Genomic DNA, 16232 nt, shown 5'->3' with positions numbered 1-16232 from the left:
TTAAGCCCTTTCTAGCACGTTCCGCGAAATGACGCAAGCCCTATACCGTCTTTTGCCGGAGGAGTTCCTTGATCCTGGCCACGGCCTCCAGGGCGTCGGCGGCGTAGAGATCGGCGCCGATGGAGGCGGCGTACTCGGGGGTCACCACCGCACCGCCGACCATGGTGAAGACGGTGACTCCGGCCTGACGCAGCAGGGCGACAGTCGTCTCCATCTGGGCAAGGGTCGTGGTCATCAGGGCCGAGAGGCCGACGGCATCGACCTCGAGGGCGCGGGCCTGTTCGACGATCCGCGCCGCCGGGACGTTCTTGCCGAGGTCGATGACCTCGAAGCCGTGGTTTTCAAGGAGGGTGCAGACGATGTTCTTGCCGATATCGTGGATGTCCCCCTCGACGGTGGCCATGAGGATCTTCCCCAGGGAGGCGGTGTCGAGCCCGCCCAACTCCTTCTTCAGGCGGGCAAAGGCGGCCTGCATCGTTTCGGAGGAGAGCATGACCTGGGGGAGGAAGATCTGGTTTTTGCCGAAGCGCCGTCCCACCTCTTCCAGGCCGGGGAGGAGCCCCTCGTTGCTGATTTCCAGGGTCGAGAGCCCCTCGGCCAGGGCCTTCTCCACCAGGGGAAGGATCCCCTCGCTGTCCCCTTCGATGATCGCCGCGGTAAGCTGTTCGCGGATGCCGCATTCGGCGCCTTCGCCCTGCGGCAGGGTGGGGGCGGCGGTGAGGCCGCCGTACTCGGCGATGTAGGCTTCGGCCCGCTGATCGTGCCCGAGGAGGACCATGGCCGCCCGGAAGGCGTCCATCATCCGTTCGTCCCGGGGATTGATGATGGCGGCATCGAGTCCGGCCTCCAACGCCATGGCGAAAAAGGCCGAAGAGAGGATGGGCCGGGCCGGCAGTCCGAAGGAGATGTTGCTGACGCCGAGAACGGTGGCGACTCCAAGTTCTTCCTTCACCCGGCGCAGGGCGCGAAGGGTCTCCATGGCCCGTTTCTGCTCCGCCGACACGGTGAGCGTCAGGCAGTCGATGACCACGTCCTCCCGGGGGAGTCCTGCGGCCACGGCCCCGTCGACGATCCGACGGGCCACGGCGAGGCGCCCCTCGGCGGTCTCGGGGATCCCCCTTTCGTCGAGAGCCAACCCGATGACGGCGGCGCCGTACTTACGGGCCAGGGGGAGGATCGCGGCGAGACTTCTGGCCTCGCCGGAGACCGAATTGATCAGGACCTTGCCGTCGGCGGCCTTGAGCCCCCTCTCGAGGGCGACGGGGTCGGAGGAATCGAGGACCAGCGGGGCGGCGACCACCCCGGAGGCGGCAAAAACCGCGCGCTCGAGGGCCAGCGGCTCGTCGACTCCGGGAGAACCGCAGTTGATGTCGAGGAGGGTGGCGCCGGCGGTGACCTGATCCTGGGCCTCGCGGCGCACGTAGGCCGTTTTCCCTTGACGCAGTTCGGCGCTGTAGATCTTCTTGCCGGTGGGATTGATCCGCTCGCCGATCACCGCACAGGGAGCAAGGCCGCCGATGGGGACGACGGCGCCGCGGCTGGAGAGGAAGCCGCGGCGCGGCGGCGGCGTCCAGCGCTGGTCCCGGCCGGGGAGGGCGGCGCGCATCGCCCGGATGTGCTCGGGGGTGGTGCCGCAGCAGCCGCCGATGACCCGCACCCCAAGAGCCAGGAGGCGCTCGTGGTAGGCGGTCATCTCCCCGGGGGTTCCGGGGAAGATCGTCTGGCCGTCCTTGAGAACGGGGAGACCGGCGTTGGCCTGGGCGATGAGGGGGAGGGAGGTGACGGAGCGCATCTTTTCGAGGATGGTGTAGATGCCGTCGATCCCCAGCCCGCAGTTGGAGCCGATGACGTCGACGCCGAGGGCATCGAGGGTGACGGCCGCCGCCTCGGGAGGGGTCCCGAGAACCGTGCGTCCGCCGTCGTCGAAGGTCATCAGAGCCATCACCGGCAAGGAGGAGAATTCCTTGCAGGCGACGACTGCGGCGCGCAGCTCGCGGATATCGAGAAAGGTTTCCAGGGTGATCAGGTCGGCGCCGGCAGCGGCGAAGGCGGTCACCTGCTCGCCGAAGATCTCCACCATCTCGTCGAAGCCGGCATCGCCCACCGGCTCGAGGAACCGCCCGGTGGGGCCGATGGAGGCGGCGACGAACCCTCCCTCGGGCGTTTCCCCGCGGGCGATCTCCACGCCGCGGGCGTTGATCTCGGCGACCCGTCCTTCGAGCCCGTAATGGGCCAACTTGGAGCGGCTGCCGCCAAAGGTATTGGTGACGATGATCTCGGCACCGGCCGAAGCGTACTCCCGGTGCACCCCCGCCACCACCTGCGGAGCGATCAGATTCATTTCTTCCGGGCAACCGCCGGCTTTGAGGCCGCGTTCCTGGAGGAGGGTCCCCATGGCCCCGTCGAGAATCAACACCCGCTCCAAAAGCGCCTGTCTGAAATCGGTCATCGCTGCGTCTCCTCCCTGGATCCGGCTGCGGGGGGGGTCCCCTGGGACGGGCGGCCGTAGGTGAAATCGGCCTTGACCGGCTCGCGCAGATCGACATGCCCCTTGAGGGTTTCGATGGGCGCTCCGTCGACCAGAATCTGCACCTGCCGGACATAGGGGAAATTTTCCGAGAGGGTGTTGGCCAGTGAATAGATCGTCAGCAGCTCGGAGATGCTGCCGCCGGGGTGGCCGGTGACAAGATCGCCGCTGAAATCGACCTGGGCCGTCCCCCCCTCCTCGACGATGTCGAGAAGGACGGCATGGGAGGGGAAGACCGGCGTCAGATCACCGACAGGACCGGCAATCAGGGCGCGCACGGTTTCCATGAGGCAGGCCCGCTCTTCGAGGCAATCCTCGATCTCCCGACCCTCGGGGACGAGGTGGCTGCCGTCGGCGGAACCAAAGTAGAGGACGACTTCGCGCAACGCCTTTGGCCCGGAAACCTCGGCGACAGGGAGAGGGCGCGGCGCCGAGGTGAAAAGATACTTGCGGGCGACCAGTGCGCCGAGGACCAGCAGCAGAATCAAAAAAGCCAGAAGAATGGGGCGATGTTGCAGGCGTTTTTTTTGCATGGCAAAAAGTCTCCCGGAAAGGGTCAGAAAGGTACGGTTCATAATCATAGGTAACACTTCGGTTCAGGTACATAGGTAACACTTTTGTATCCTGAAGGCACTTTCTGCAAGGAGGTGCCCCATGCCCTGGGAAGAGGTGAAGCCTATGGATCAAAAGTTGCTGTTCATTGCCGATCACCTGCGGGAGGTGACCACGTTCAGCGAACTTTGTCATCGTTACAGCATTAGCCGAAAGACCGGCTATAAGTGGGTTGCTCGCTATAAGGAGCTGGGTCTAGAAGGATTGAGTGATCATTCCCGCAGACCGCTCCAGCACCCATGGAATACCCCCCATGCTGTTCGGAAAGCGATCATTGAACTGAGGACAACTCCTCGGGATTCGCCGGGTCCAAAGAAAATCCGGGTACTTCTCGAACAGAATCACCCGGACTGGGACATTCCTTCCAAAACGACCATTTACAAGATTCTTGTCGCGGAAGGGCTGGTTCATCCTCAACGGCGCCGGAAAAGGGTTCCAGCCGGCCAGTTGCCCTTCTCCCCGGTGAATCAACCGAACGACGTCTGGTCGGCAGACTTCAAAGGACAATTCAAAACCATGGACGGCACCTGGTGTTATCCGCTGACTGTCATGGATCATCAGAGCCGCTTCTTGCTGGATTGCCGGATCTTTGAAGGGACGCGGCTTGAACCAACGAAGAAGACCTTTGAAACCCTTTTTCGGGAATATGGATTGCCATGGCGGATTCGCACGGACAACGGCGTGCCCTTCGCATCACTTTCCGTTGGAGGACTATCGCAGTTGTCCAAATGGTGGATTCGACTCGGCATTATGCCTGAACGCATCGAACCCGGAAAACCGCAACAAAATGGCCAACATGAACGCATGCACAAGACCCTAAAGGAGGCGACCGCCATCCCTCCGGCCCGGACGAGCGAACTCCAGCAGCAGGCGTTTGATGATTTTCGTAACCGGTACAATAATGAGCGCCCGCATGAAAGTCTCGGCCAGAAAACTCCAGCCTCCCTGTACATTCCGTCGATACGAACGATGCCAGATTCATTGCCAGAGTTGGAGTATCCCGGTCACTTCAAGGTTGTCCAGGTTCAATACAACGGGATCATTTACCACCAAGGACACCGTATTTACATCGCCTGCCTCCTCCAGGGTGAAAGGGTCGGCATCGAAGAGATCGCAGATGGTGTTTGGAATGTCTTTTATGGTTTCCTAAAATTAGGTAGCTTCGATATGCGGCAAGTTAAACGGGCACGGAACGACTATTTGAGACTAATGTGTAACCCATGTATCTGAACTTTTTTGTTACCTATGTCCTTGACCCGTACAAAACCTGGACAGAAAATTGACATCGGTTCAGCGGCGCCGCAGGGAATCGTCGAGGGGATGGAACAGGGCACCGTCGATCTCCACCCGGTCCACCCCGCAGAGGGGGGTGCCGAGGAAGGCGCCGCCGACGCGTTCGAAACGGGTCGGTACATCGGTGACAAAAAATCGCGGGGGGAGGAGCGGACCGCGCCGCGCCAGGTCGTCCCGTGCCAGAACCCCGGCGACCTCGTTGGCGGTCTCCTCGGCGGAATCGACCAGGGTCACACCGTCGCCGAGAATCGCGCCGAGGGTCTTCTTCAGCAGGGGATAGTGGGTGCAGCCGAGGACCAGGGTATCAATCCCCCGGGCCATGAGCGGCTCCAGGTATTCCTCGGCCGCCAGGCGGGCGACGGGGTGGTCGGACCACCCTTCCTCGGCCAGAGGGACGAAGAGTGGGCAGGGTGCGGCAAAGACCTCGACCTCCGGTGCCAGGGCATGAATGGCGCGGGTATAGGCGCCGCTTTTTACCGTCCCCTCCGTGCCGATGACGCCGATGCGGCAATTGCGGGTCACGGAAACAGCCTTGCGGGCACCGGGGGCGATAACCCCGAGAACCGGCAGGCTGAAACGCTCGGCCAGGGCCTCGAGGGCCACGGATGAGGCGGTATTACAGGCGACCACCAGCATCTTCACCCGCTGATCGACGAGAAAGGCGGCCGCCTCGAGGGCGTAACGCAGCACCGTCCCGGGGCTTTTGGTCCCGTAGGGAACCCGGGCGGTATCCCCGAGATAGAGCAGCTCTTCTCCGGGAAAAAGCCGGTGGATTTCCTTGAACACCGTCAGGCCGCCGACCCCAGAATCGAATATTCCGATCGCCCTCTCAGACACGCCCCATCCTCCTCGCCACAGCTCTGCAAACCAAGCGTGTGATACTAGGGAAAGGGGAGGGAAAAGTCAAGGGGTGGCGGGGCATTTGACCTTTGCCTTTGCCGGCGAAACCTGCTATCTTTACGCCCCGAAGCTCTTGGCCATTCCTACCTTCCCGAACAATGACAGGAGTCGCGATGGACGTTTCCACAGCAATCGACTTTTTCAAAAATTTTGAAACCGCCAAGGTCGTCGCCGCCCTTCAGGAGATGAAAGTCGGGGACCTGATCCACAACCCCCTCTTCCTCGGCGCCATGGGCGCATTGGCACTGCTGGCGCTCCTCATGCGCTGGCGGATCATGCTGACCACGATCCTCGCCGTGGTCGGCTTCGCCGGCCTCCTTTCCTACACCCTGCAGCAGGACACCAGCCTCACCGGCCTCAACAACCAGACCCTGCTGGTTTTCGTCGGCGGCGGCGCCGTGCTGATCATGATCGTCATCTACCTGCTGTTCATCAAGTCGGACTGATCCCGGCTCTCGGCCGGATTGACCCATGCCTGCCGGAGACCCTGGACCTCCGGCCTTAAAAAGGATATTCCATGAATAAGCGCGACTATATCCTGATTGCCGTTGCCGCCGTCATCCTCGGATTTCTCTGGGCAGCCCCCAAGGAATCGACCCACCGCGTCCCCTTCGACGAAACCCATGAGCGCTTCTACACCCTCGTCAAGGCGGAGGGGAAGAAGGTCGCCGAAAAATTCTGCGAGGAGTGCCACAACGCCGACGGCGTGCAGTTCCCCAAGGACCATCCCCCCAAATCCCGCTGCCTCCTCTGCCACAAGCTCGAGGAACGCTGATGCCCCCCGGGGGGGGCGAACCGGTGCGGATCAACCTCTCCGCCCGGCTCGCCGAACTCGGCGCCGACCTCTGCCTGAAACTTCCCGATCTGGCGCATATCGATTCCCGGCGCATCCTCTTCGCCCTCGGGCGCTCCCGGGCCGCCGGAACCCACGGCACCTACGCCCGTATCGCCCCGCTGCGCTTTTCCGCCGGCAGCCAGGAGGTAACCCGGCGCCGCGGGCGATTTCGGGAAACCTACCGCATGCCGGCCCTGGTCCACGAAGGGCGGGAGATCCTCTACCTGATCCACATCCTGGTACCGCGTTTTTTGCGCCTCACCTTCGAGGAGAAGCTGCGCACCCTGATTCACGAGCTCTACCACATCTCGGTGCGCTGCGACGGCGACATCCGACGCTTTTCCGGACGCAACTTCGCCCACGGCTCCTCCCGGCGCGCCTACAACCGCCACATCGACACCCTGGCCGACCGTTATCTGGCCGCCGCCCCCGACCCACTCCTCCTCGACTGGCTCCATCTCGGCGAGGAAGAGTGGCTGCAGCAAAAAGTCCGCCTCACCGGCCTCTCGGTCCCCCTCCCCCGCCCCATTCTCATCGCCCGCAGCCGGCTCTGATCCCCCCTGAAACGAAGAGAGGCCGCCGGAATGATCCGACGGCCTGTCTTTTTGATGCTCTCTGGATAAAACCATTAAATTAGATTTTTAGCCACCAAGACACGGAGGCACCAGCAAAATCAGTTAAAAGAAAAATGGTTTACTTGGTGTCCTGGTGCCTTGGTGGCAAATTAGTCTTTATGAAGCCTTCATTACTGCATGCCCCGACGTACCCGGGTTCAAGTTCTCTGCCGGCGGCGCAGCAGAAGGCCGACCAGCAATGAAATCCCGAGCGTCGCCAGTCCGCCGACGAGTCCGGAAAGGCTGGTGCCGGCATCGACGGAGGTCTCGGACTCGGCCGTCGGCGCGTCCCCTCCCCTCCCCCGAAAACCGTAGTCGGGGAAGAGAGCGATCTTTTCCTGCAGGCCGGACAGGGTGCCGTGCCATCCATCCAGCGGCGCCTGCGGCTCGACGCCGCCGGCCACCCGGGCGATGGACCATTCGAGGCCGTCGGGACGACTGGAGGCGAACCATGAGAGGCCTGTCCCGACAAGGATGGTGGCGACACCGAGTGCGGCCAGGAGTGGTTTCAGCGAGACCCTCCTGGAACCTTTGCCGCAAAGCGCCGTTGCGAGGATCTCGGGGCGGGCCCGGACGATAAAGGCGATGAGCGCCGCGGTGACGACCCCCTCCACCAGCCCGATCGCCAGATGAATCGGCTGCATGACCAGCAGAAAGGTGGTAAAGGGGAGTTCGGCCACCCCGGAGAGCGCCGTTTCGGCCACGACGGCAAAAGAACCTAACTGCAGGGCGACCAGGGCCGCCAGAACCGTGGCGCCGTAGAGCCGCCCGGGAGAAGGGTCGTTTCCGGCAAGGCGGCGAAAAACCAGCGGCCAGGCGACGAAGCAGGGGAAAAAACCGAGATTGAAGATGTTGCAGCCGAGCGCCAGAAGTCCGCCGTCGGCAAAAAAGAGCGCCTGCACCGTGAGGACCGACGCGATGGAAAGAAAGGCCGCTGCCGGTCCGAGGAGGATCGCCAGGAGCAATCCGCCGCCGAGGTGTCCGCTCGACCCCGTCCCCGGGATGGCGAAATTGATCATCTGTACGGCAAAGACGAAGGCGCCGAGAACGCCCATCAGCGGCAGCTTGCTGTCGTCGAGGGCTCCCTTGATGCACCGGGAACACCAGGCGATGGTCCCGGCGGTCACCGCCCACATCGTGCCGCCGACGGCGGGGGAAAGCAGGGCATCGGCCATGTGCATGACAAAATCTCCTCGCAAGCCGGAGCACCGTTCCCGCCGGCCCCGGCAATCACCCCGAAAATACACAAGGAGCGGCGCCGCTGTCAATGGAAAGATGCTACCGAAGTATCGATCCGTAGCACGACAGGGTGCCGCAATATGACCGGACCGGAAAAAACCGGCTCCGCGGAAACACCGACCGGGAGAGGGAAACCCTCCTTGAAAGGAAGTATTTCCCTTGAAAATCGGTCACCTGCCCTGCCTCGTCGTCGACTGCCTCCGCTTGGTATCCATGTTGCATCGATAATCAACCGCAAGTTCCGCTACGGAGAAGAACACCTCCCTTGCCGACGAGGACCGATGAACACATCCACAACAGACAAGAGTCAGAACAGGGTCCGACACAGCGCCCTCGATTACCTCCTCTATGTCCTGGCCGGAGGCGTGGTGGCGGCCATCAGCTTCTCCTTCATCCTCTGGCTGCGCTTCTAGCCGACGTCGACCCTGCAGAAGCGGCTTCAGCCGCGATCAATCGCGCCTGAAGGCGCTCCTACATTTAAACATTTAGCCGCCGTCCCAATAGCTGTATTCCCATCCAGAAACAAAAAAGCCGTGGCGGCCGCCGCGGCTTTTTTTCGTCCTGATCCCCCCCGGAGAGCGGTCACAGGCCGCGGATCGACACTTCCCGGGCGTAGGGTGCCGCCAGGGACGCCAGAAGTTCGAGCTGCTCCGGCGGATAGGGCTCGATGCCCTGCACCTGCAGGGAGAGGGCATGCCGGGGAACGAACTGCTGCAGCACCCAGCGCCGCGCCCCCTGCAGCGTTTCGCCGATCCGGCGGATATCTTCCTGATCGACGAAACCGGGGACGCAGGTGGTACGAAATTCATGGTCCACTGCGCCGCCCACAAGGAGGGAGACGCTGTGCTGGAGATCGGTCAGGGACACCGGTCCGGAGTGCAGCTGCGGATAACGCTCCGGCGCGGTCTTGAGGTCGATGGCGACATAATCGACCAGATTCCCGTCGATGAGCCGTTCGAGGACGCGGGGCGCCAGACCGTTGGTGTCGAGCTTGACCAGCAGCCCGAGCTCCTTGACCCGCCGCAGAAGTTCGGAAAGAGCGGGGTCGAGGGTCGGCTCCCCGCCGGAGATCACCACGCCGTCGATGAAGGTGCGGCGCTCCGCCAGCCCTTCGATGAGGAGTTCTACGGAGAGATCGGGGTACTGCCCGGGATCGAGGACCAGCCCCGGATTGTGACAGAAGGGACAGGTCAGGTTGCAACCGCCGAAAAAAACGAGGGATGCGATCTTCCCCGGATAGTCGAGGAGACTGGTCCCCTGAAACCCCTTGATCCCCATCGTCCCTGGTCCCCTAGTCTTCGCTCTTGGACGCGCCGACGACGTATTCGGTGCGGTCCTTGAATTCTTCCTTCTTCCCCTTGTTCCACTGCTGTACCGGACGGAAAAAACCGCACACCCGGGAATAAACCTCGGTCTTGCCGTCGCACTTGGTCGCCATAAAGCCTCCTTTGGGGGTCACGCAGGGGCGACCCATGGGTCGCCCAGGGCGAGGGATGCCTCGCCCCTGCAAATTACATCCGTCAGGCCGCCTTCCCCTCGTGGTGATGGGGGCAGGAAAAGTGTTCGCCGCTGATGTAGCCGTGAACCGGACAGATGGTGAAGGTCGGACTGAGGGTGAAATAGGGGAGATGAAAATTCTCGGCGATGCGCCGCACCAGCAGCCGGGCGCTGCGCCAGTCATCGAGACGCTCGCCGAGAAAGCCGTGAAAGACGGTGCCGCCGGTGTAGAGGGTCTGCAACCCGTCCTGATGCTGAAGGGCGGCGAAGATATCGTCGGTGCTCCCCACCGGCAACTGGGTGGAGTTGGTGTAATAGGGCTCGTCGCTGCCGGCGGTCAGGATCTCGGGAAAACGCTTGCGGTCGCGCCGGGCGAGGCGGAAGCTCGTCCCCTCGGCGGGGGTCGCCTCGAGATTGTAGAGGTGGCCCGTCTCCTCCTGGTAGGCCTCGAGCTGACGGCGCATGAACGCGAGCGTCTCCCCGGCCAGCGTCTTGCCGGCGGGGGTTTCGATGCCGACGCCGATGAGGTTGAGGCAGGCCTCGTTCATCCCCAGAAGTCCGATGGTCGAGAAGTGGTTGTCCCAGTAGTGGCCGGTCCGCTCGCGGATGGCACCGAGGTAATAACGGCTGTAGGGGTAGAGCCCCTCCTCGGTGAATCGTTCGAGCTGCTTGCGCTTGATCTCCAGCGATTCGAAGGCCAGGCGCATCAGCTCGGAGATGCGGGTGAAAAAGAGCTCTCTGCTCTCGGCGACGTAGGCGGCCCGGGGGAGATTGAGCGTCACCACGCCGATCGACCCCGTCAGGGGGTTGGAGCCGAAGAGGCCGCCGCCGCGGCGGCGCAGTTCGCGATTGTCGAGGCGCAGCCGGCAGCACATGGAGCGGGCGTCTTCGGGATCCATGTCGGAGTTGATGAAGTTGGAGAAATAGGGGATGCCGTACTTGGCGGTCATCTCCCAGATCGGCTGAAATCGCTCGCTCTCCCAGTCGAACCCGACGGTAATATTGTAGGTCGGAATGGGGAAGGAGAAGATCCGACCCGAGGAATCCCCCTCCATCATCACCTCGCAGAAAGCCCGGTTGAGCTGGTCCATCTCCTCCTGGAAGTCGCCGTAGCTCTCGTCCATCAGCTTGCCGCCGATGACCACCGCATCGCCGGCCATGTTCTTCGGCGGCGTCATGTCCATGGTGATGTTGGTGAAGGGGGTCTGGAAGCCGACCCGGGTCGGGACGTTCATGTTGAAGATGAACTCCTGGATCGACTGCTTGACTTCCTTGTAGGAGAGCTTGTCGTAGCGGATAAAGGGGGCGAGGAGGGTGTCGAAGTTGGCGAAGGCCTGGGCGCCGGCCGCCTCGCCCTGCAGGGTGTAGAAGAAGTTGACCGCCTGGCCGAGGGCGGTGCGGAAATGGGCCGGAGGAGCGCTCTGCACCTTGCCGTAGGCGCCGGTGAACCCCTTGAGGAGAAGGTCCTTCAAGTCCCAGCCGCAGCAGTAGACGCTGAGCATCCCGAGGTCGTGAATGTGGAAGTCCCCCTCGCGGTGGGCGCCGGCGATGGTGGCGGGATAGATTTTATTGAGCCAGTAGTTGCTGGTGATGTTGGCGGCGATGTGATTGTTGAGCCCCTGCAGCGAGTACCCCATGTTGGCGTTCTCGTTGACCCGCCAGTCCTCCTGGGTCAGGTAGGAGTCGATGGCTTCGATCGACTCCTGCATGAACTCGCGGGTCTTGCGCAAGGCTTCATGCTGCTTGCGGTAGAGGATGAAGGCCTTGGCGACCTGAGCATGGCCGTTCTCGATGAGGATCTTCTCCACCAGATCCTGCACGTTCTCCACCGTCGGCACCCTCTCGTCCTTGTACAGGACCTCGAGTATCCCCGCCACCTGCCGGGTGATGCCGGCGACCTTTGCCATGTCCGTTCCGCCGACGGCGCGAACCGCCTTGCAGATCGCCCCGTCGATTTTTTCGGCCTCGAAGGGGACCAGCCGCCCGTTTCTCTTCCGGATAAATTCCAGCATACCAGCTCCCTCCCCCGCCGAATGGACACAGGTCGCCCCAGGCGACAATCAGGGTGAAAGTTAACACAGCCGCCCGCGGAGTCAAGGCAAAAACCACTAGATATGGGTATTTTTTTTCATAAAAACCACTAGATCTTGTGAACAGTCCGTGGACAGATTGTGGATGAACCCTGCTAAGCCGTCAACATTCTTGACCCGCAGGGCGCATCATGCTAAACAGGCCGGGAGAAAACCCTGCTGCCGTGAGGAGTCCCGTGGCCGATCTGACCCGTTTCGGAATATCCATCGACGACCGCCTCCTGCGGCGCTTTGACGACCTGATCGCCGAAAAGGGGTCCGCCAACCGCTCCGAGGCGATTCGCGACCTCATCCGCGGCGCCCTCATCGAGGACCAGTGGGCCCGGGGAAACGACGAGACGGTCGGCACCGTCACCCTCGTCTACGACCACCACACCCGGGACCTGTCGGACAAGCTCACCGAGCAGCAGCACAGCCACCACGACGCCATCGTCTCGGCGCTCCACGTCCACCTCGACGCCCATCATTGCCTGGAGGTTGTGGTGGTGCGGGGGAAAGCGCGGGAAGTCAAGCGCCTGGCCGACGAGCTGATCGGCACCAAGGGCGTCAAGCACGGCAAACTGGTGACCACGACCACCGGGAAGGACCTCCTGTAAAGCCCCCCTGCAAGCGATACCCGGGGGAGAGCTCGAACCAGGTGTGCCACGAAACGATAAAACGTATGACACAAAACCGCCAGGAGGCTCCCCGTCCCTCGCTGCGGCGGCAGAATTCCGTCATTGAAGGGGGGCAAAACCCGGGCGTTGCTCCCTTCGCCGCCGTGGCACCCTTCTTGTAAATAGAAGAGGCGTGATGGACAAACGCCAGGGGTCCCGCCACGGAAATGGCCGCCACCCCCCGATCTCACCCCGACACCCGACCCGGAGCCGCCACCTTCATGGCGAAAATCGAAACGGCCTTTTTCGACATCGGCACCCTCGACACCCTCGCCGGTGGCGATACGCCCCTCCACCGTCTCGACCCCCGGGCCAAACTGGTGACGACCCTCGTCTTCGTGGTGACGGTGGTCTCCTTCGGCCGCTACCAGATCGCCGCCCTTCTCCCCTTCGCCCTCTTCCCCATGGCGCTCATTCTCCGCGGCGAGCTCCCCGCCGGCTACCTCGGCAAGAAGCTCCTGATCGCCGCCCCCTTCGCCTTTTTTGTCGGCATTCTCAACCCCTGGCTCGATCCGGCCCCCCTCCTCCACTTCGGGGGAGTGACCGTCTCGGGAGGATGGGTCTCCTTCGCCTCGATCCTGTTGCGCTTTGGCCTCACCGTGAGCGCCGCCCTGGTTCTGATCGCCACCACCAGCTTTGCCGGGGTTTGCATGGCCTTGGAGAAGCTTGGCGCCCCGAAGATATTCGCCCTGCAGCTCCTCTTTCTCTACCGCTACCTCTTCGTCCTGGTCGACGAGGGGCAGCGTCTGGTGCGGGCCCGGGCCCTGCGCTCCTTTGCCGGACGCGGCATGGGGATGAAGATATTCGGCCACCTGATCGGGCAGCTGCTGCTGCGCACCGTCGACCGCGCCCAGCGCATCCACCTGGCGATGCTCTGCCGCGGCTTCGACGGCGACATCCGTCTGTTGCGCCGTTCCCACATCGGCCGCCCCGAGGTGATCTTCACCCTCGGCTGGAGTGCGGCCTTTATCGCCCTGCGGCTCTTCAACCTGCCGCACCTTCTCGGCACCCTGTTAACGGAGCTGTTCCGATGAGCCATCACATCGTCGAGGTCGACAACCTCTGCTACGCCTACCCCGACGGGACCGCCGCGGTGCAGGGGATCTCCTTTTGCATTCATCACGGCGAGTCGGTGGCCATCGTCGGCGCCAACGGCGCCGGCAAGTCGACTCTGCTGCAGCACCTCAACGGCTACCTGACTCCCGGTGAGGGACGGGTGCGAATCGGCGACTTCCCCCTGACCAAGGAGACGATCCGCGACGTGCGCCGCACCGTCGGCATGGTCTTCCAGGACCCCGACGACCAGCTCTTCATGCCGACGGTCTATGACGACGTCGCCTTCGGTCCCCTCAACCTCGGCCTGCCCCCTGAGGAGGTGCAGGCCCGGGTGACCGAGGCCCTGGCCCGGGTCGAGGCCCTGCATCTGCAGGACCGCCCCCCCTACCGCCTTTCCGGGGGGGAAAAGCGTTCCGTGGCCATCGCCTCGGTCCTCTCCATGAAGCCGGACATCCTGGTCATGGACGAGCCGACCACCGGCCTCGACCCCCGCGCCCGGCGTCGGCTCATCGAACTGTTGCGCGGCTTTCACCACACCAAGATCATCGCCACCCACGACCTCGATCTGGTTCTCGACCTGTGCGAGCGGACCATCGTCATCCACAACGGACGGGTCACCGCCGACGGACCGACCGCCGCAATCTTCCAGGATCAGGAGCTCCTCGCCGCCAGCCATCTGGAAAAGCCGCTGCGGTTGCAGGGGTGCCCGGTGTGCTCCCTCTAGGAGACGCCGGAAGCCCGTCCCGCAACGACAAGGGGGCCGTCCATAATCGGACGGCCCCCTTGTTTTCAGAGCTTCGGTACTTCAGGCGAAATTGCCTGCAGCATTGAGAAAGGAGTTGCCGGGGAAGGAGGCTCCGTCGTCAGCACCGATTTCGCGCAATGCCTCTGCCGATGACAAGGAGCGGTCGGCAGTCCTTATTTCTTGGGCTTCTCGGGGGTGGGGGGAGCGACATCGACGGGGAGGCAGGGGAGATCGACACGGACGATCTGGCCGCGGCGCTCGATGAAGACATCCCGGCTGGTCCCGGTGGGGGCAAAGCGCTCGCCGCGGCAACGGATCTCGAAATTTCCGTTGCGCTTCAGCCCGGGGATGAAGGCCGGCAAGCCGTAGTCGATGCCGTCGACGGAACAGGTGAGCTCCCCGGGCAGATCCTCTTCCCCGGCTTCCTGCAGGCCGTTTCCGTTGCGGTCGAAGAAGGCCTCGAGAACCAGGGTGCCCCGCTCGGTCGGCATCGCCAGCGGGAGGCCGAAGATGACCTGGATGACGCTTTCCTTCGGCGGCTGCGGCGCTCCGACGTTGAATTCGGCCTGCGGCTCGCTCCCCCGTGCCGCACCGGCCGTGACTCCCATCACCCCGAGTAGCGATGCGAGGAGAAGACACCGCCGGAAAAATGTCCGGCGGCGCAAAGCGGCGACTTCGGGGACGGAAAAAACCATGATTGATCCTTTCGGGGCTGAACAGAGCCCGGGATTGGGAAGACTGGGCTGAACCCGGCAGCGGAGTCGGCAGGAATCTCTTCAGTTGCCGATGGCGGCGACCAGCCGGGAAAAATCGGAGAGTTTGCCGGCGCGGCGCAACTGCTTGACGGTCCTGGCCAGGGACGGAGCGTTGGTGAAGGCCAGGGACTCCTTGAGTTTGTTGAGAATCTGGGTATCACCGCAGAAAATTTCCCGGTAACGCACCTCGAGGGCCTGAAGATATCTGTGCAGCACCGCCGCCTCCTCACAGGGATCGGGGATGGCCGGGGCCCGTCCCCGCAGCCGCTCGAAGAGGAGGGGGTCGGCGATGGCGCCGCGCCCGAGCATCAGCCCGGCGGCGCCGGTCTGGTCCAGCACCCGTTGGCCGTCGGCGGCGCTGTTGATGTCGCCGTTGGCGATCACCGGCAGGGCGCAGGAGGCTACCACCTCGGCGGTCACCCGGTGATCGGCGCTCCCGGCGTACTTTTGCACGACGGTGCGGGGATGAAGGATCAGATAGTCGATTCCCACCGACTCGAAGAGGGGGAGGAGGGCGAAAACCTGGCGGGGGTCGTCGTACCCGGCGCGCAGCTTGACGGAAAAACTGCCGCGGACCGCGGCGCGCAGGGCCGAGAGGAGTCCGGGAAGGACGTCGGGCGTTTTGAGGAGGGCTCCCCCGGCGCAGGTGGAAGAGAGACGGCCGAAGGGGCAGCCCATGTTGAGATTGAGGTGAAGCGCCCCCTCGTCCTGGGCCGCCTCGGCTGCCGCCACCAGGGCCTGCCGGTCGCGGCCGATCAGTTGCACCACCAGCGGGACTTCGTCCTGGCGGCTGGCCGCCTCCCGGCGGTCGACGGCGGAGAGGGTCCGGCGGGCGCCGGGGCCGACACGCATGAATTCGGTGAAGACCACGTCGGGGCGCACCCATTCGACAAAGAGGGCACGAAGGGCACGATTGGTCAGCCCCTGCATCGGCGCGAGCATCAGGGGGAACGAACCGGGAATCCAGGGGAGGTTCAAGGTCCGGGGGATAGATTCTGCCACCTCATCGACTGCCTGATTCAACCGAGGAAGGTCTCCTTGAAAGCGGCGAGATAGGCACTGAAGATCCGTCGTCCATCGCCTTCGAGACTTGCAAATTCGATCCCCGCTTGAAACTTCTCCCCCCCATCCGGCTCGATGCGAACCACCCGTCCCTGGAGATCGACCAGATCCTCCCGGAGCCCGATGGTGATACGAACGGTCTGACCCGCCGTCAGAGGGTGGTGCGTTTCGAGGAGCAGGCCGTTTTCGCCCACATTGAGGGTGCGCCCCAGCCCGCGAAAGGCGATCTCGCCATCGGCTCCCAGAGCCGTGTAATCGAGGAGATTCAGGGCGTTCTGCCGCTGGTTTTGCCGTCGATTGGTCCCTGTCATTTCCGTCTCACTTTCACTTTTTAAATATGATTTTCCGGCG

At 63.3% G+C, this 16232-nt stretch carries 17 protein-coding genes and 1 pseudogene; 8 read left to right on the top strand and 10 right to left on the bottom strand.

The window, feature by feature from the left end; all coding sequences use genetic code 11:
• Nucleotides 1–40 precede the first annotated feature (40 nt).
• Both DSOUD_RS03220 and DSOUD_RS03215 read right to left on the bottom strand, forming a co-directional pair.
• Nucleotides 41–2449, bottom strand: a complete 2409-nt coding sequence (locus DSOUD_RS03220) for a homocysteine S-methyltransferase family protein (protein WP_053549652.1) — start codon at nucleotides 2447–2449, stop codon at nucleotides 41–43.
• Nucleotides 2446–3060 (bottom strand): GerMN domain-containing protein, encoded by a 615-nt coding sequence (locus tag DSOUD_RS03215; protein WP_157671716.1) that lies wholly within the window; start codon nucleotides 3058–3060, stop codon nucleotides 2446–2448. The genes DSOUD_RS03220 and DSOUD_RS03215 overlap by 4 nt, the downstream gene beginning before the upstream one ends.
• Before the next feature lie 121 nt (nucleotides 3061–3181).
• On the opposite strand from DSOUD_RS03215, the gene DSOUD_RS03210 reads away from it, so the two are divergent.
• Nucleotides 3182–4369, top strand: coding sequence for an integrase core domain-containing protein (locus DSOUD_RS03210; protein ID WP_053549650.1), 1188 nt, complete (start codon nucleotides 3182–3184; stop codon nucleotides 4367–4369).
• Between the two features lie 60 nt (nucleotides 4370–4429).
• Here the strand turns inward: DSOUD_RS03210 and murI are convergent, their stop codons facing one another.
• On the bottom strand, nucleotides 4430–5269 hold the full coding sequence (gene murI / locus DSOUD_RS03205) for a glutamate racemase (protein ID WP_053549649.1): 840 nt from the start codon (nucleotides 5267–5269) through the stop codon (nucleotides 4430–4432).
• Between the two features lie 176 nt (nucleotides 5270–5445).
• Between murI and DSOUD_RS03200 the strand changes: the two genes are divergently transcribed.
• The 3 genes from DSOUD_RS03200 to DSOUD_RS03190 all read left to right on the top strand — a co-directional run bounded on the left by DSOUD_RS03200 (nucleotide 5446) and on the right by DSOUD_RS03190 (nucleotide 6721).
• Nucleotides 5446–5778, top strand: coding sequence for a hypothetical protein (locus DSOUD_RS03200; RefSeq protein WP_053549648.1), 333 nt, complete (start codon nucleotides 5446–5448; stop codon nucleotides 5776–5778).
• A 71-nt stretch (nucleotides 5779–5849) separates the two neighbouring features.
• A complete protein-coding gene (locus tag DSOUD_RS03195) occupies nucleotides 5850–6107 on the top strand; it encodes a hypothetical protein (protein ID WP_053549647.1) in 258 nt (85 codons plus the stop codon).
• Nucleotides 6107–6721, top strand: coding sequence for a putative metallopeptidase (locus DSOUD_RS03190; RefSeq protein WP_053549646.1), 615 nt, complete (start codon nucleotides 6107–6109; stop codon nucleotides 6719–6721). Before DSOUD_RS03195 ends, DSOUD_RS03190 begins: the two co-directional genes overlap by 1 nt.
• A gap of 218 nt (nucleotides 6722–6939) precedes the next feature.
• Here DSOUD_RS03190 and DSOUD_RS03185 read toward each other — a convergent pair whose 3' ends face one another.
• Entirely contained in the window at nucleotides 6940–7962 is a 1023-nt protein-coding gene (locus tag DSOUD_RS03185; protein ID WP_053549645.1) for an energy-coupling factor ABC transporter permease, read from the bottom strand.
• 339 nt (nucleotides 7963–8301) lie between these two features.
• Between DSOUD_RS03185 and DSOUD_RS18965 the strand changes: the two genes are divergently transcribed.
• Nucleotides 8302–8433 carry a hypothetical protein gene (locus DSOUD_RS18965; protein ID WP_269745864.1) on the top strand — a complete coding sequence of 44 codons (132 nt, stop codon included), beginning with the start codon at nucleotides 8302–8304 and terminating at the stop codon, nucleotides 8431–8433.
• Nucleotides 8434–8602: 169 nt separating this feature from the next.
• Here DSOUD_RS18965 and DSOUD_RS03180 read toward each other — a convergent pair whose 3' ends face one another.
• The 3 genes and pseudogenes from DSOUD_RS03180 to DSOUD_RS03170 form a co-directional block, all read right to left on the bottom strand.
• Nucleotides 8603–9298: an anaerobic ribonucleoside-triphosphate reductase activating protein gene (locus tag DSOUD_RS03180; protein WP_053549644.1), complete on the bottom strand. Its 696-nt coding sequence runs from the start codon at nucleotides 9296–9298 to the stop codon at nucleotides 8603–8605.
• Between the two features lie 94 nt (nucleotides 9299–9392).
• A pseudogene (locus DSOUD_RS19230) lies at nucleotides 9393–9530 on the bottom strand (hypothetical protein); the annotation flags it as partial.
• Between the two features lie 10 nt (nucleotides 9531–9540).
• Complete coding sequence (locus DSOUD_RS03170; protein ID WP_053549642.1) at nucleotides 9541–11529, bottom strand: ribonucleoside triphosphate reductase; 1989 nt, start codon at nucleotides 11527–11529, stop codon at nucleotides 9541–9543.
• A 254-nt stretch (nucleotides 11530–11783) separates the two neighbouring features.
• Here DSOUD_RS03170 and nikR point away from each other — a divergent pair, with 254 nt between their 5' ends.
• From nikR to DSOUD_RS03155, 3 genes are all read left to right on the top strand, one after another.
• The gene (nikR, locus tag DSOUD_RS03165; protein WP_053549641.1) at nucleotides 11784–12203 is read left to right on the top strand and encodes a nickel-responsive transcriptional regulator NikR; all 420 of its coding nucleotides are present in this window, start codon (nucleotides 11784–11786) and stop codon (nucleotides 12201–12203) included.
• A gap of 281 nt (nucleotides 12204–12484) precedes the next feature.
• On the top strand, nucleotides 12485–13297 hold the full coding sequence (gene cbiQ, locus DSOUD_RS03160) for a cobalt ECF transporter T component CbiQ (RefSeq protein ID WP_053552274.1): 813 nt from the start codon (nucleotides 12485–12487) through the stop codon (nucleotides 13295–13297).
• Complete coding sequence (locus DSOUD_RS03155; RefSeq protein WP_053549640.1) at nucleotides 13294–14043, top strand: energy-coupling factor ABC transporter ATP-binding protein; 750 nt, start codon at nucleotides 13294–13296, stop codon at nucleotides 14041–14043. Before cbiQ ends, DSOUD_RS03155 begins: the two co-directional genes overlap by 4 nt.
• 194 nt (nucleotides 14044–14237) lie before the next feature.
• Here the strand turns inward: DSOUD_RS03155 and DSOUD_RS03150 are convergent, their stop codons facing one another.
• The 3 genes from DSOUD_RS03150 to DSOUD_RS03140 form a co-directional block, all read right to left on the bottom strand.
• Nucleotides 14238–14759, bottom strand: coding sequence for a hypothetical protein (locus DSOUD_RS03150; RefSeq protein ID WP_053549639.1), 522 nt, complete (start codon nucleotides 14757–14759; stop codon nucleotides 14238–14240).
• An 81-nt stretch (nucleotides 14760–14840) separates the two neighbouring features.
• On the bottom strand, nucleotides 14841–15842 hold the full coding sequence (locus DSOUD_RS03145; RefSeq protein WP_279330661.1) for a tRNA dihydrouridine synthase: 1002 nt from the start codon (nucleotides 15840–15842) through the stop codon (nucleotides 14841–14843).
• A complete protein-coding gene (locus DSOUD_RS03140) occupies nucleotides 15839–16192 on the bottom strand; it encodes a PilZ domain-containing protein (protein ID WP_053549638.1) in 354 nt (117 codons plus the stop codon). Before DSOUD_RS03140 ends, DSOUD_RS03145 begins: the two co-directional genes overlap by 4 nt.
• Nucleotides 16193–16232: the final 40 nt, after the last annotated feature.

Source organism: Desulfuromonas soudanensis (assembly GCF_001278055.1).
GTDB lineage: Bacteria > Desulfobacterota > Desulfuromonadia > Desulfuromonadales > WTL > Deferrimonas > Deferrimonas soudanensis.
Note: the sequence above shows the minus strand (reverse complement) of the source record. Positions and strands in the feature narration are given on the sequence as shown.